The sequence below is a fragment of the Providencia sp. PROV119 genome (assembly GCF_028482435.1).
In the GTDB taxonomy this organism is placed as follows: Bacteria; Pseudomonadota; Gammaproteobacteria; order Enterobacterales; family Enterobacteriaceae; genus Providencia; species Providencia stuartii.
Genome location: NZ_JAMPQL010000008.1, coordinates 127,588 through 141,985 on the forward strand (window position 1 = coordinate 127,588; position 14,398 = coordinate 141,985).

The 14,398-nt window shown below is 42.0% G+C and carries 18 protein-coding genes; 6 read left to right on the forward strand and 12 right to left on the reverse strand.

Annotation, left to right across the window (positions count from 1 at the left end):
• Position 1: 1 nt before the first annotated feature.
• The 6 genes from PSF11_RS09940 to PSF11_RS09965 form a co-directional block, all read right to left on the reverse strand.
• Complete coding sequence (locus PSF11_RS09940) at positions 2–670, reverse strand: hypothetical protein (RefSeq protein ID WP_272682769.1); 669 nt, start codon at positions 668–670, stop codon at positions 2–4.
• Complete coding sequence (locus tag PSF11_RS09945) at positions 667–1,137, reverse strand: phage tail protein (RefSeq protein WP_272682770.1); 471 nt, start codon at positions 1,135–1,137, stop codon at positions 667–669. Before PSF11_RS09945 ends, PSF11_RS09940 begins: the two co-directional genes overlap by 4 nt.
• Positions 1,134–1,586: a head completion/stabilization protein gene (locus tag PSF11_RS09950; RefSeq protein WP_132495662.1), complete on the reverse strand. Its 453-nt coding sequence runs from the start codon at positions 1,584–1,586 to the stop codon at positions 1,134–1,136. The genes PSF11_RS09945 and PSF11_RS09950 overlap by 4 nt, the downstream gene beginning before the upstream one ends.
• Before the next feature lie 95 nt (positions 1,587–1,681).
• Positions 1,682–2,383, reverse strand: a complete 702-nt coding sequence (gene gpM / locus PSF11_RS09955) for a phage terminase small subunit (protein ID WP_272682771.1) — start codon at positions 2,381–2,383, stop codon at positions 1,682–1,684.
• Entirely contained in the window at positions 2,383–3,414 is a 1,032-nt protein-coding gene (locus PSF11_RS09960) for a phage major capsid protein, P2 family (RefSeq protein ID WP_131680172.1), read from the reverse strand. The genes gpM and PSF11_RS09960 overlap by 1 nt, the downstream gene beginning before the upstream one ends.
• A 46-nt stretch (positions 3,415–3,460) precedes the next feature.
• Positions 3,461–4,216 (reverse strand): GPO family capsid scaffolding protein, encoded by a 756-nt coding sequence (locus PSF11_RS09965; protein ID WP_272682772.1) that lies wholly within the window; start codon positions 4,214–4,216, stop codon positions 3,461–3,463.
• Between the two features lie 148 nt (positions 4,217–4,364).
• Between PSF11_RS09965 and PSF11_RS09970 the strand changes: the two genes are divergently transcribed.
• The 4 genes from PSF11_RS09970 to PSF11_RS09985 are packed head-to-tail and all read left to right on the forward strand — an operon-like array spanning position 4,365 to position 8,337.
• Positions 4,365–6,143, forward strand: coding sequence for a terminase large subunit domain-containing protein (locus tag PSF11_RS09970; RefSeq protein ID WP_272682773.1), 1,779 nt, complete (start codon positions 4,365–4,367; stop codon positions 6,141–6,143).
• A complete protein-coding gene (locus PSF11_RS09975) occupies positions 6,143–7,165 on the forward strand; it encodes a phage portal protein (protein ID WP_240133454.1) in 1,023 nt (340 codons plus the stop codon). Before PSF11_RS09970 ends, PSF11_RS09975 begins: the two co-directional genes overlap by 1 nt.
• A 56-nt stretch (positions 7,166–7,221) precedes the next feature.
• Positions 7,222–7,539 (forward strand): ogr/Delta-like zinc finger family protein, encoded by a 318-nt coding sequence (locus tag PSF11_RS09980; RefSeq protein WP_272682774.1) that lies wholly within the window; start codon positions 7,222–7,224, stop codon positions 7,537–7,539.
• 57 nt (positions 7,540–7,596) lie between these two features.
• Positions 7,597–8,337 (forward strand): hypothetical protein, encoded by a 741-nt coding sequence (locus tag PSF11_RS09985; RefSeq protein WP_272682775.1) that lies wholly within the window; start codon positions 7,597–7,599, stop codon positions 8,335–8,337.
• Positions 8,338–8,391: 54 nt separating this feature from the next.
• Here PSF11_RS09985 and PSF11_RS09990 read toward each other — a convergent pair whose 3' ends face one another.
• Entirely contained in the window at positions 8,392–9,144 is a 753-nt protein-coding gene (locus PSF11_RS09990; protein WP_272682776.1) for a hypothetical protein, read from the reverse strand.
• Between the two features lie 57 nt (positions 9,145–9,201).
• On the reverse strand, positions 9,202–9,387 hold the full coding sequence (locus tag PSF11_RS09995; protein WP_132495678.1) for a hypothetical protein: 186 nt from the start codon (positions 9,385–9,387) through the stop codon (positions 9,202–9,204).
• Positions 9,388–9,634: 247 nt separating this feature from the next.
• Here PSF11_RS09995 and PSF11_RS10000 point away from each other — a divergent pair, with 247 nt between their 5' ends.
• Positions 9,635–10,786: a hypothetical protein gene (locus PSF11_RS10000; RefSeq protein WP_272682777.1), complete on the forward strand. Its 1,152-nt coding sequence runs from the start codon at positions 9,635–9,637 to the stop codon at positions 10,784–10,786.
• On the opposite strand, the gene PSF11_RS10005 is transcribed toward PSF11_RS10000, so the two are convergent.
• A complete protein-coding gene (locus PSF11_RS10005; RefSeq protein WP_272682778.1) occupies positions 10,783–12,888 on the reverse strand; it encodes a replication endonuclease in 2,106 nt (701 codons plus the stop codon). The two genes, PSF11_RS10000 and PSF11_RS10005, sit on opposite strands and share 4 nt — an antisense overlap.
• 360 nt (positions 12,889–13,248) lie before the next feature.
• Between PSF11_RS10005 and PSF11_RS10010 the strand changes: the two genes are divergently transcribed.
• Entirely contained in the window at positions 13,249–13,557 is a 309-nt protein-coding gene (locus PSF11_RS10010; protein WP_115167847.1) for a hypothetical protein, read from the forward strand.
• Between the two features lie 6 nt (positions 13,558–13,563).
• On the opposite strand, the gene PSF11_RS10015 is transcribed toward PSF11_RS10010, so the two are convergent.
• From PSF11_RS10015 to PSF11_RS10025, 3 genes are all read right to left on the reverse strand, one after another.
• Positions 13,564–13,806 (reverse strand): hypothetical protein, encoded by a 243-nt coding sequence (locus tag PSF11_RS10015; protein ID WP_272682779.1) that lies wholly within the window; start codon positions 13,804–13,806, stop codon positions 13,564–13,566.
• A 72-nt stretch (positions 13,807–13,878) separates the two neighbouring features.
• Positions 13,879–14,229: a DUF5347 family protein gene (locus PSF11_RS10020; protein WP_272682780.1), complete on the reverse strand. Its 351-nt coding sequence runs from the start codon at positions 14,227–14,229 to the stop codon at positions 13,879–13,881.
• Positions 14,230–14,238: 9 nt separating this feature from the next.
• Positions 14,239–14,391: a hypothetical protein gene (locus PSF11_RS10025; RefSeq protein ID WP_272682781.1), complete on the reverse strand. Its 153-nt coding sequence runs from the start codon at positions 14,389–14,391 to the stop codon at positions 14,239–14,241.
• Between the last annotated feature and the right edge of the window lie 7 nt (positions 14,392–14,398).

Genomic DNA, 14,398 nt, shown 5'->3' on the forward strand with positions numbered 1-14,398 from the left:
TTTAACCAAATCCAATCCCTTGCAGTTGCCTTGCGAGGGCTTTTTCAAATTCATCTTGATTGATGCCCAAAAACTCACGTGCTGGCACATCAATCACCCATGAATTTTGGGGCGTTTCATCGCTTAAGGTGCGGATTAATAAACCTGCTTTAGCAAAGCTCATCCCGTTTTCAATGGCTTTAACAGGCGGTTTGCGCCAGCCTTTGCCTTTGCGCTCCTTGTACCCTAGCGCCCGTAACTTTTTGGCTTGCTTCTTGGTGGCTGGCCGTGTTTTATCGCGCTCAGATTTAAAGCTGGATTTATTCACGGTCACATTCATCCCATGTTGTTGTGAGTAACCCACAACCCCCGCAGGGATCTGTTTTTTGCCATTGCGGTATTTGCCCCCTTTGAGGTAAATCCGCACACTTTGTGTTTCAGGCAGTTCCTTGATATGCAGCACTTTGGGCATATTGCGCAGCATCTTTTTACGCCAGTTTCCCTGGCGCTGTTGCCACGGTTCGCCCTCGGGTGTTTGTTGATTGCGAACGTTGCGTTTTGCCGCAGCAATCACACCATATTTGGCTATACGCCATAACAAGCGCTGGCGTTTTTTCGGCGTTAAATCAAACCGCTTAAGTGCCTCTTGCAGCGTGTTAAATTGGGTTTGGTTTAACTGGCCGCTTATCATGCGTGAACACCTGCAATATTAGCCTCTTGGGCAATCCACACATCGGGGTCACACAGTGTCCAGCGCTTACCATCCATGGTCACAATGCCGTTTTCGTCCTCTCGCATATTGACGTTCTCCGCCAGTTGCAGCGTGACAATCACCACCGCTTGGTGGCTCTCATTCAAGTCCACATCCATTGACGGGCGTTCTAAATCCAATTGAATATCATCGATATCGTCATTTTCATTGAGCCACGCATCAATCAAAATACCGATGTAATCAGGGTTCACTTGACGATAGGGGAAACGCCCCCACGCAATCGTCGCGTCATATTGTTTGATGTGCATTCGGTATTGGTCATTGCCCAAATCACGCTGCGCAGGGATGAATTGAATGCTGTCCATCACACTGGAAAACTCCACATTGCACACGCCATCGGGCAAGTTAGCCTTTAAAAAGGCGGTAAGTTGCTGCAATTTGCTCATATCATGGTTACCGTGGCACGTTTTAAGCCTTTCATATTGCGGATCACTAATGAGGATTCCGCTAACAGGCGGTTGCGCAATTCAGGGCTTTCTTGCTGCGAATTCGGGGCACGGTTCACAATGGAACTGTATTCCCCTAATAAATCCGCTTTGGCTCGCGCAAACACCGCTTTTAAATACTGCGCACATAAGGCATTACGGCCATTACGTTGCACACCTGGCACCTCTGCCGCTTGGTGGTAGCCTTTAGCGTGATGCTGATTTTTCACACTAGTGAGTTCACCATTGATTTCCGTGATGGTGTTCAGTAGTGCATCGGCTAAAAAATCCGTATCAATACTGGTCGGCAACGAACGGCTTTTCTGAAATTCCAGTAAATCCACATCTGGCCAAAAACCGTCATTGGTAATGATTTCTTGGCGATAATTACCGCTATTACCATCAAACATGGGCTGTCCTTAATTAAAAAGTGGGCAAGGCCAGCTTCCACGGCCAATTGCAATCAATTGCATTGCCTCAGCTGCGCCCACTTGGCTTGCGGTAGTCATTCGGCAGTAAGTGCCCTCAGTCGCATAGCAATACGCGTGCGATGGGTTCTTACGCCACTTTTGGGGTTAAGCTGATGCGCCCTCGCAAGGTAAGCATCGGCTTTTTCTAAATCATCCACATTATCAATGGCACTGGCTTTCGCTTCACCGTTATCCCCTTTGAGGATTTCCAAGGCCGCGAATTTGTACCACTTAGCCTTAATTTTTTCGTGAACCCGCCATTTTTCGGTGACGTTGTGAAACGTGCGTGAAAAATAGGGTTCAATGGCATGACCTGCTTCGCTTTCAAGCTGTGCCCATTGCAAGATGGTGTCAGCCACAAAGGCAGGAAAGCCACTTTTAAAGCCTGTCGGGGTGAGCTGTCCTTGCTCGATGGCGATGTCCGCCCAATCCAATCCTTGCTGGAATTCCCCCACATCAAACAGCCACACGACGCAGTAGGCAAAAATCGGGTTTTTATAGATTTTCCCGTCGTCCAGATAACGCTGGGCAGTCGGCAGATAATTGGGCAAAAATTCCTGCCGTTTTATCTCGGTGCGTTCTGCGTTGGTCATCCCTTTGAGCCGTGCGGCATCCTTGTCAACAGCACGCGCTTGTAAGTGCATACTTTCGCCATCGGCAATGGCAATTGCCTGTTGCTGCTCCAGCTTTTGGCGCATTTCCACTTTTAAGCGGTGGCGTTGACCGGGTGATAACATTACTCTGTCTCTACCGTGTCTTTCGGCTCAACGAGTTCACCGATAGTGACCGCTGACTCATCAATTGCCCCGTACAGCTCAGGGTATTCCAACGCATACCCCTCGTTACGGAGGTAATTGTTTTCATACTGTTTACGGTCATCCACAAATTCCGCTTTACGTTGGCGGGTATTGCGCTGCGTGTACAGGTGCAAGTTGGATAACGTGGTGACCACTAAACGTTTCCCTGGCATAAATGGCGGGATGTAGGCGGCACGGCCTGCAATAGTGGTACCCAGTAATTGCGCGGCAATTTTCTCCGTTGGGCGGTCAGCGGCTTGATATAAGCGATGCTGCTCAGCGGCTACCAAGTCAGCGCCCACTAACACCACAAGGCGTGGGTCGGTGCGGTATTGCACAGGAATACAGGTATTTACCACTTCTTGTGCCATCGCATCGAGCGAACGGAAATCGCCTTTTTCATCCAAAGTGATGGATTCGGAGATCACTTGTTTACCCCCGTCCCATTCTTTGGCGATTTGGTGCCAACCTTTGTTCACATCTTCCCCGTTCGGGTACTTTTTCGCGTCTGTGCTATCGGCCACATGGGTACCGTTAAAACCAATGCGCAACATGTCGAGGGCAAAGCTTTCATTAACGAAATTTTGCATCCGTTGGTAAAACTCATTTTCACCGCCTGAGTTTGCCCAAACGGACAGCACATCCCACGGTAAAAACGCCCCGGAGTCGGTTTCCGCTAATTTATACTCATTGCCATCAATCCCCGTTTCACGCATGAAACGGCCACCTTTTTTACGCCCCGTGAATAACCCTGGGTTACCCACCGAAATCACTTGGCCAGCCAGTTGGTCAACGTCCGCGCAGTAAATCAAGTTGAGAAACTCAACGGATTCCATAATCGCTTTACGTAACGCAATTTCTTTGGGTTCGGTGATGGCAAAATATTTGGACGCATCATCAATGTTGTATGAGCGTTCAAGGCCTGATTTATGGCCTTTCAAATACGTTCTAGCCGTATTGTTTAAAAACATGGAAATCCCTCTCCAAAATTCAGTAATGGGCTCTAATCACAACGGATTAGAGGTGTACAAACTCTTTACGGCCTGCGGGGTTTTTCCCTGGGAGTGGGGTCGCCACTTTGCTGAATGATTTGGTGATTTCCGGTAAGTTGTCGCGCAGTTTGGCGAAATCTTCGGTGTCCACGACCTCTTTCACCACTTCCACATCACTTTGCGCTTGTTCCAACATGGTTTCTAATTCAGCGATTTTAGTCAGTGCTGCCGCCAAATCTGCCGCCATGCCCGATAACACCTCATCATCAACGGTGGTTTCGGTTGGCTTTTCTTCTTTGACTTCTTCAATGCCAAAGTGCTGACGCCATGTTTTCTTTGCGGGTTTTGCCATTTTTCGTTTCCTTTGTTTTTGACGACTAAAGTCTAGCCTTGTCGTACCTACACTGGCTGGGGTGTCCGTTACCGCCAAGCCTTCTAAATATGTCACGCCTGAATTGCGAAAATCGGTATTCATTTCGACCGAGGTAAACACCCCACGGTTTTGGCTGTTCATTTCCAATAAACGGGCAAATGGCCGCAATACGGCATACAAACGTAACGTATCGCTTTCATCGGTATCCGCTTGTAACTCTATGACCTCTCCTAGTGGGTCACCGCGGTCTTCGCCTGGCTTATTGTGTCGAGGCCAAATCATGGCGGTATACAAATCGGTATCATAGGTTTCTGCCATTTCGATAATTTCCTCTGGCAGAATTTCCCGACCATCAACGGTTTCACCTTCCGTGGCAATGCAGAGCCATGTTGTGCGTAATTGCGACATTCAAAATCCTTAGCTGCATTCCGTTCCTTTTGAGCCATCAGTATTGCCAATTCTTATTCACGGTGCGAATGGTTGAGTTCGGTTATCCCGCCATTACCGAAAACAGGTAGATGCCTGCAATTTCTGAACATTGCACAATGGCACCACTATGGCTAAACACTCAGATGCAAAAATACAGGTCGCCAAGTCACTTTACTTGCGACGCTATACCCCTGCTGAAATCGCGGAGGAACTTAACCTGCCTAACAGGCGGATTGTCTACTATTGGGCGCAAAAGTGGTGCTGGGCGGATATGCTCAACCATGAGAGCGTGTTGGAGGCAATTAACCGGCGCATTGCGCTGTTATCGGAGCGCAATAAAAAAACGGAACTTGAACTGGAGGAGCTCGACAGGCTGATAGCCCATCACGTCAAATTGATGGCGCAGGCCAATAAGCACAAAGAAAAGCTGGCTGAAATCAAAGCGCAAGCGGAGTCTGGCGGGGAATACAGTGCAAGCGACGATGGCGAAAGTAAGAAAAAACGTCGTTATAAGAAAAATGATATCTCTGAACTGACCCCTGAAGACTTTCAGAAATTCGCGGATGAAATGCTATTTGGCTACCAAAAACACCTGCGTATTAATATTAAAAAAGCCATTCGCAATATCCTCAAATCACGCCAAATCGGTGCAACGTGGTATTTTGCCTTTGAAGCGTTTGAAGATGCAGTACTCACTGGCGACCCGCAAATCTTTTTATCCGCTTCACGACCACAGGCAGAGGTATTTCGCTCCTATATCGTCAATATCGCGGATAAGTTTTTTGGCGTCACGCTCACGGGTAACCCTATCCGTTTAAGTAATGGTGCAGAGCTGCGTTTTTTATCCACCAATAAAAACACTGCACAGTCATACAGTGGCCATTTGTATTGCGATGAATATTTTTGGGTGCCTGACTTTAAACGCCTAAATGAAGTCGCCTCTGCGATGGCAACCCACGATAAATGGCGCACCACCTATTTTTCGACGCCCAGCGCCAAAACCCATCCTGCTTACCCGTTTTGGACTGGTGACGAGTGGCGCGGCAGTGATGCCAAACGTAAGAATGTGGAATTTCCAAGCTTTGAAGAAATGCAAGACGGTGGCCGTGATTGCCCTGATGGCCAGTGGCGCTATGTCATTACCATTGAAGATGCGGTACGCAACGGATTTAACCTGGCATCCATTGAAAAACTGCGCAACCGCTATAACAAAGACACCTTTAACATGCTGTATATGTGCGTGTTTGTGGACAGTGGCGCATCCGTTTTCAAATATAACGACCTTGAAAAATGTGCCATCGATATTGGTGTCTGGGATGATCACGATATTAATGCCCCGCGGCCATTTGGGGATAGAGAGGTTTGGGGCGGTTATGACCCCGCGCGTTCGGGGGATACGTCCACCTTTGTGATAGTCGCACCGCCTTTGGTGGCAGGGGAATATTTTCGCATCCTCGCCACCTTTTATTGGCAGGGCATGAGCTGGAAACACCAAGCCAAACAAATTCAAGACCTGTACAGCCAATACCGTTTTACCCATATCGGCATCGATACCACGGGGATTGGTCACGGGGTGTATGAGATGGTGGCCGACTTTGCCCCGCGCGTCACCACGGCCATTCACTACAGCCAAAACACCAAAACTCAATTAGTCCTCAAAATGATTGATTTGGTAGATGAGCAGCGCATTGCCTGGGACGTTGAGCAAAAAGAAATTATGGCCAGCTTCTTAGCCATCAGGCACACCACCACAGGTAAAGGGGGTTCGATGACCTTTATCGCGGATCGCAGTAAGGAAACGGGTCACGCAGACGTGTTTTTTGCCACGTCACACGCCGTGGCCAACGAACCGCTAAACAATGAAAGACAGCGTAAATCTAAATATAAATTTCAAAAGGCTGCATGATGAGTAAGAAAAAGTTACGGAAAACTGCACAGAAACAAACTACGAGCCAAAAATCGATGAACATCATCACATTAGGCAAGCCAGAACCCATTTTAACCACCCATACGGAATACCAAAATATTTGGTATGACAATGATTATGATCATTACAGCCTACCCATAGACCGCACCGCCTTGGCGCAATTGGTGAATTTAAATGGTCAGCACGGGGGCGTTATTCATGCGCGTTCCAATATGGTGTTATCGGATTATCAGGGCGGTGGCCTGACGCATCAGGAGCTGCGCGCCAGCGTATTGGATTATATTGTGTTTGGCGATACGCCCATCTTAAAGCTGCGCAATTATTACGGGGAAGTGGTTGGGCTGTATGTGCTGCCTGCACTGTTTATGCGTCGTCGTAAAAATGATGATTTTGTGATTTTGCAAGAAGGTGAGCCGATGGTGTATACCCCCGACGATGTGATTTACATAAAACAGTATGACCCCCAACAGCAAGTTTATGGCATTCCTGATTATATCGGGGGCATTCATGCGGCCATGTTAAACAGTGAGGCCACTATCTTTCGTCGACGTTACTACCACAACGGGGCACATACAGGGGGAATGATTTTTTGTAATGACCCGATGCTGACCGATGAAGTGGAAGTGATGATCACCAAAAAGTTAGAACAAAGCAAAGGGATTGGTAACTTTGAAACCATGTTTGTGCATATTCCTAATGGGGATGCGGACGGCATCAAGTTTATTCCTGTGGGGGATATTTCGGCCAATGATGAATTTAGCAATGTGAAAAACATCAGCGCACAGGATATTTTAACCGCGCACCGTTTCCCTGCGGGGTTAGCGGGGATTATTCCTGGCAATGTTGGCGGCTTAGGTGACCCTCGTAATGCCCGTGAAGCCTATCGACAAGATGAAATTATTCCTGTTCAGCGCATGTTTGCCAATGCGATAAATAACGATGGTGAGGTGCCCGATCATTTAAAGATCACTTTTCAAGAAGATAGCCACCAATTGAATTAAGAATAACGCAAAATTAATGATATTTACGGAATTTAACGGTCATAGGGAAATGAAAAATGCGCAAAAATAAGGTAAAATTACGGGGTCATTATCAAGCGGAGATTTGGAACATGCGGGTATTAAAAATATTCTGCCCTGAGTGTGGGGAAAAGGCGATTATTCGTAAATCAAATAGAAAGCATCGTGAAGTTTCAGATCTCTATTGTGCATGCAGTGACGTCGAATGCGGCCACACTTATGTGTTAAGCCTGACCTTTGACCATACCATTAGCCCAAGCGCAAAAAGTAATAAAATGATTGGCTCGATGATACAGAATTTAAACCCTGAACAGCGCCAAATGGCGCTGGAGTTACTGCAAATAAAAAATGCTTGAATTATTCTAGATAACGGTATAATACGATATTCACTAATAAATTAAATCGTTATTAATATGACTGAAAATAAAAGCAAAGATTATGCAACTCTCTCACATAGAAATGATGGAAGTAGTGTTTTAGAAATAAAAAAGGGAACGACTCGTGAAAATACATATTATTTGCATGGGGAAAAAGCACCTCATGTATATTTAGAACATCACTTATGTAATCAATATTCAGCTTATAGGCTAATAGAAAAAGATATTAGGAGTATTTTAAGCTGGTTAAAAACAATGCATGAAATAATCTCTTCAGAAGAATTTATTTCTAGAGCTACGACACCAGAAAAAATGGATCTAATTAAAGCTTTATTTATATCATCAGTGACATTTTATGGTAAGTGTTTTACTAGATGCGAAGGTCGCCGAATAAAACTAGAAGAAAAAAATTTTGTAGATGAAAAGTATAAAGAAATTCATTCCTCTATTATGGATATAAGACATAATTTAGCTGCTCATAGTGGAAAAGCTGGATATGAAAAAGCTAGAGTGGCTTTGATATTACATCCTAGAGGTTTAGACATAAAACCAGAACTATTTGTGGAAATGATGCAAGCTAATTATATTACTGATAAAGGTGATATAGAAAATGATGAGTTTTATCAGCTAGCATTATCATTACAAAACAAACTAATTGAAAAAATAACCATATTAGATGAAAAAATATTAAATGAGGTTGTAAGACCAAAAGGACAAGAGTATTGGTATACAGAATCTGAAAAAGTTAAAAATGCACAGAAACTGGGAACAGACTGACTATCATAATATTAGTCGTCTCAACATCACCATAAATACCATTTTATGGTGATGTTACCCGTTAATCCATCCATTATTTTTTAACTTTTCCTCAAAGCGTTTAGCTTGTGCTTCATACTCGTTTCTTATGGCTGTCATATCATTTAATTTTAGAGTGAGCGCTCTAATTTCCTTATCTTTTGCGGCATTTCCATTCTGCTCTAAATGTTTTGTTAATTTTACATTCTCAGAAGATAAGTAATGTACTTTCTCTTGCTGCATTGAAATTGTTTTTTGTAGTTCACGCATATTCTCTAGATTAAATTCTTTTTCTACTTTCAATTCGTTGATTTCTCTTGTTAGAGTGCCTTCTTTATCTTTAGATACTGTAATTTGTTCTCTCATCTCTTGAATTTCTTTTTCTTTATTTGTTTTTGTATCCTCATAAGCCATATCTTTTTCAGCTCGTAATGATTCTCTTTCTTTCTCAAGCTCTAACTCTTTTATTTTTTTACTATGTTCGATTGACATAGATATGTAATCGAACCAAACCATTGCTTTTTGGAAAACGAGATTTAATGGCTTATTAAGAAATAAGTAAGCTGTTGTAAAAAATACAGGTATAAACCATGAGTTTTTTTCACTAAATGCAACTGACGCAATTTGTACTTTTTGCTGAATTGAATCATTCCCAAAAATTAGAACAAGTAAGGAGCTCCAATTAAATACACACCATGAAATAACAAATGTTGCCATGACAGGATTTTTAATTCTATCTTTTGCGGCCTCAGTTACAGCCTGTACGATTTCTTTTGCTTCTTCTTTCATGTCTACGATCCATAAAAAATAATTGCCGATTATATATAACCAGCAATTATTTTAAACCTAATGATCTTGGTTGTTTGGCACAGTTCCACTTTTTAGTAGTTTTTCCCTCGCTTCATCTGCAATTTCAGTAATCATTTCTAGTACTACCTGCATATCACATGCGTTGCATGTCTCTAAGCTGCCTAACTTCGCAATCACACTGATACGCTCAAAGGCTACTGCTTCCCGTAGAACATCACTCATATTCAAATATCTCATCTGTATACTGTGTATTTGTACAGTATATATGAATAATCCTTTTTTGAAACCCTAAATAAGTAAATATCATTAGGATTAAAGAGTTACGTTACTTTTTAAACGATTTGATTAGATTACCTACAACATAAGTGAACTATTCTCTATCCCTAAAGTAAATTTATTTCATATGAAAGAGGTAGTTTAAAATTTTTTGATCGATTAAAATTCTGTGCAAATTTTGATAGGGGGTGGTATGGATAGTGAGCAAAGTAAACTAAATTGGAAATTTATTACTTTTGGAAGTGTGTTTCCTTTAATTATTCCTTTTTTTAGAGAGAAGGCTAGAATAACGCCAGTTAGTTTAGATAAACAAAATTTATTCTGGATAGCGATTTTTTCACCTATCGTGTATTTTTTTCTGTTGGGATGCATCGCTTGGAGCGGAACTGAAATTGATCGTTCATGGAACGGATTTAATAAATTTCTTGAAATAAGTAAACTACCTTTAGGAATTCTAGCGCTTTCTCCAATTTTTGGCGTTTTTGTATCAAGTGTGCATAGAACAATCCAAACTGAAAAACAAATTATTGTTACAGAAAATAAAAACAACTCTGATTATTTTAAAATGAGGTATGAAAGAATAAAAGACATAATTTCTTCAATAATTGTATATATAGATAAGCCAGATGATTTTGAAAATATTGAACGTTATTTTAATCTAGTATCTACAGATATGTATAAAGTTAAGATTGAAGAAAATAAAGTAAAGGATACTTTAGAGGTTAAGTGTAATAGTTCTAGTGAATTATTTAATGAAATGTATTTGGATGATAGATTTGATGGGTACTCTGATTTCTCCACTTCTGGTAATTATGTTAAAAATTGTACTCTAGAAATAAAGAGCATGAAAGAATACTTGGAAAGTTTGATTGAGAAAGAAAATTATGGGAAGGTCAAGGATATAGTTGAATATAAGCCAAATATAAAAACCTTTCTCTATTTAACTGGACTGTCGTCTAAGTTAAAATTAAACATAGAATCGCTAGTTGCATTGGATCCTGATTTTGATTTTAATTTTTATATAGGTCCAAAGGATTCTTATCACATTAATTTTTGTAATGATTACAGCGATTCTGAAAAAAAAGTAAAATATAAAGATACACTCATTAAAGCAATATATTTTTTTGAGATGACTCTTAGATATAGAAATTATGTGTATGTGTCCACTGAATTTTTGAGAAAACTTTTGTTTGCTCTTCACCTTAAAGAACTAGATATTGAAAAGAATGAGGATATAGACTTCATTATTAAATTATCATCAGAAGTTAATAAATTGATAGATAAAATTTTGTTAAAAAATCAAAAGGTTTTAATGGACGTTTTGTTTAAATTAAAAACTGATTAGTATTTGTTGGTAGGTTTTATCATTAACATAGATGCTACTATTGAAGACATAATCTCATATTTCTCTAGGCTAAGTTTCCTTTTTTGCTCCCTAGTCATAACCCTTTGAATATGGCCATTGCCGTGAAACCTCACGCTTTGGCCATTTTCTGTGTAAACAGCTCCTTTCCATAACGACAACAACATCGGCTTATCCTTATCAGGGTCAAAAATTATCCCAATCGACTTGGCCGCATCCACAATATTATTGATGGCCACGTTTCTATCTTTAACCGTACCGAGAACCTCCGTACAGTTATTGACAGAACTCCTAGGTGATGCGTTCGCATCACTAAAAACAGACTCCGCTATCGCTTCGTCTAACTTCTTCACAATCTTCCAGCTCTTGAGTCTGGTAATAATCGGACTATCAGAACCCACTAAAGGTGAGAATACACCTTTAACCCGTATAATTTCCTCACCATAGGCATTGGTTTCTTCGCTTTCTTGGTACCACAGACGAGCAATAAGATCGTCACGACGCACAAATGGGCCACCTTGTGCATTGATATAGCCAGCCCAATCCCCTGAGTCAGCGGCATCATGCACAACAGCAAACTCCACATCCAGACCCACCGCAGTATCGTGATCGGCCATCTTGCGTAATTCACGGTAAACGGTAACAGGTGCGCCACCTATAAATTGAAACTGACGTATACGCCAACGGCCAGCCCATGCAGCGGCAGCCATTGCGGCTTCTTTCATCGGTTTGCCGCTTTCATCATCCAATTCATCATCAAGCGCGTAGCCATCCACATTTTTAGAAATGTATTTGGCTACATAGCCTGTTGCTGAACCTTTTTCAGGGTCGATGGCTTCGGCATGAAAGCGGGCTTTTCGGGCTTTGGCGGTAATGAGTTCATTTTCATCTTCTTCAAAGGCATATTCCCTAAGAATTTCGCGGATGCTATCCGCTTGCTCAGGCAACATAAAAAACAACATATGCCAATGTGGGGTTGCATCATGGTGCGGCTCTGCCACGCGAATACCAAAAATCCGCAAATCATTGCGGTGTAATTTCGCGCGCATCTTGCTCCACACTTTACTTAAATAACGTTGGGTATCGGCAGGGCTGCTACCATTCCACTTGCGGTTACGGTGACCGTGTATGGTAGTGGCATGATATTTAGATGGAGCTGTTAACGTATAGAATTCAGCAATATAGCCAAGTTCATTGCATATATTTTCAAAGCCGCGAATTCTAACCATCATTTCAGTACGACGAATGGCAGGGTTTGCCACACTGCCATAATATTTATCAATCAAACTAAAACGGTTGCCGTCCTCATCCTCTAATTCCATCGATTTCAAAAATTCACGAGTACGCCACTTTTGCTCTTTCCATTCACTCATGGCCATAGAGCTTGCATAAAGGCTACTGCGTTTACTGACGTTAGTTAACGCGATGTGTAAGTGTTCCCGCCATTCTGATGCGTGCCTACGTAAACGGTTTAACCACCATTTTTCAGACGTCATTTGTGCGATAGCAATAAAGGCGTCTTTTTCGTTAAAGTAGCGTTTGGTTAACTTCGCGAGTCTTGGCGGTTCTTGGTGATAGGCTTGGGTGATCGCAGCTGCTTCCGTATACAGCATATGAGCAATTTTTAAATCACCTTCATCAGTGCGTTTTTTACTGAGGTCTGAAAGTGTGGTGAACACGAAAGCAGATAATTCAAGGGCTAATGATTCAAGAGATTTACGCGACATATCAGGCATCGCATTAAACCAATTAAAAAATCGATAGGTTTCGGAATTTTTATTCGTTAAACAGTAACGCTTTGTGACTTGCTCAACTCTTGGGTAAATGCGCTCACAGAAATTCTTAGCAAGGTAGGCGTTTGCACGTTCAAGGCCTTGCTCTTTGAGTAACACGTCATAGCGTTTGTTAACGGTAATTTGAACAATTTTAGGTTGCTCTGAAAGTAGCGTTTCTGCGTTAGCTAATGCTTTGGCTCTTTTTTCTTTTTCATGAAGTTCTGGATAAGTCGGAAACGGCCTTTCAATAGGCTGTGCTGGCTTGTAATATAAGGTTTTCTTAACTGTATTTCTTAGCTCTGTAGTCATTTAAACCTCATGAAAAAGAAAACTGGGGTACTTTAAAAAGCGTTAGCGGCATGTTGTTCGGTCTGCCGCTATTGATTGAGGTATTCAATGAATAAACCTGAAAATAAAAGATATATAGACACTGTTAATATGTTGTCTTCTGTAGGCGTTCCTCCAAACGAAGTAAGGCTCTTATCAGCTGGCGAGTTGTACGAGGTTTGCGGCGTTTTTCAGCGCGCCACTCGAAACCATATAGAAAGGCGTTGGCTTCCATCAAAAGATTGTCGAAATGCGTTGGCGCACCACCTGCGCACGATTTTTCCAAACGAATGGATAGAGCACGCAAAATGGACAGAACTAATTGAGCACGGATTGGATAGTATGATTCATGGACGTAACCACCCCCGTATACCTGAATCTGAGTTTTGGGATTCTTTGGAAGAATTAGAGTCAGACTTACACCTTGCGATTCAGGCGACGCGCAAGACGATTTTGCTTTTCCAAAGTGGTGACAACCGACATTTGCCAATGCCAACAGATGTTTTTGTGGTTCCGTCACGTATGAATGAGTTTCTCGCATCACTGGTTGCTGGCGAGATATACCCTGCGTGGGTTGCACGGGTTGATTCTGGTATGACGCCTGGAGCTGATAATGGCAAGTATCCTGAATACGCCCCGCTAAGAGGTTAATTGTCATTACATTGCTCCTTTTATATTTTCTATATGCCCAATCTCACTTTCGATTAACTGACTGATAGCTGCGTAATCAGGCTTTTCAGTCAGCACATACATTTGTAACTTGCGCAGGCGTGACGCATAACGGTCATTACATACCTTGCGCTCATCTTGGCGGTTCCAGTTGATGCAGCTATCCATTAAAACAGCGTCGTTTGAACTGTTATCTAATACAGGTGTAAACATCGGTTCTGGTATATTCATTTATCTGTTTTCCTAAATTTAGCATGTAAAAAGCCCTGACAAATCAATGTCATTCATTTTTTTGTCGGTTATTTAATTAAGGGGTAATGCTAAGTTTTTGGGTAAAAATGCACTAATCGCTTTTATGTGATTAATGGCTTTGACTATATTAAAAATCTCTTTCGTAGTGAGCTCTTCAAATTGGCAATCGTGGCGACTCTTATCAATATTCGCCATATAGAAAATAACGCCTAAAAACTTTTTATTTTCTTCGTGATGCTCATTAAAACGGTCGCGCATTTCTTTGATAAAATATTTCAGCTCATCATTTTTTAAACCAAAGTGTTTTGACTTAATTTCTGATGTTTTATTAAGCCCATTAATGCGCTGATCTAATTGCAGATATTGGACGCGTTGTTCTAGCTCTATTGGGTTTTGATACATAATTTCCACCTATATTCTTGAAACTATATAAATAATGGCAATAGCAATCACTGAAATAACCACATTTGAACTACTGCTAGTTTCTGCCTTACTGATGGTTTTTTCTTTAAATGAATCGCCCGTAACTTTGTATTTATATTGCTGCTTGTGTGCTTGAGTCATATTGTCC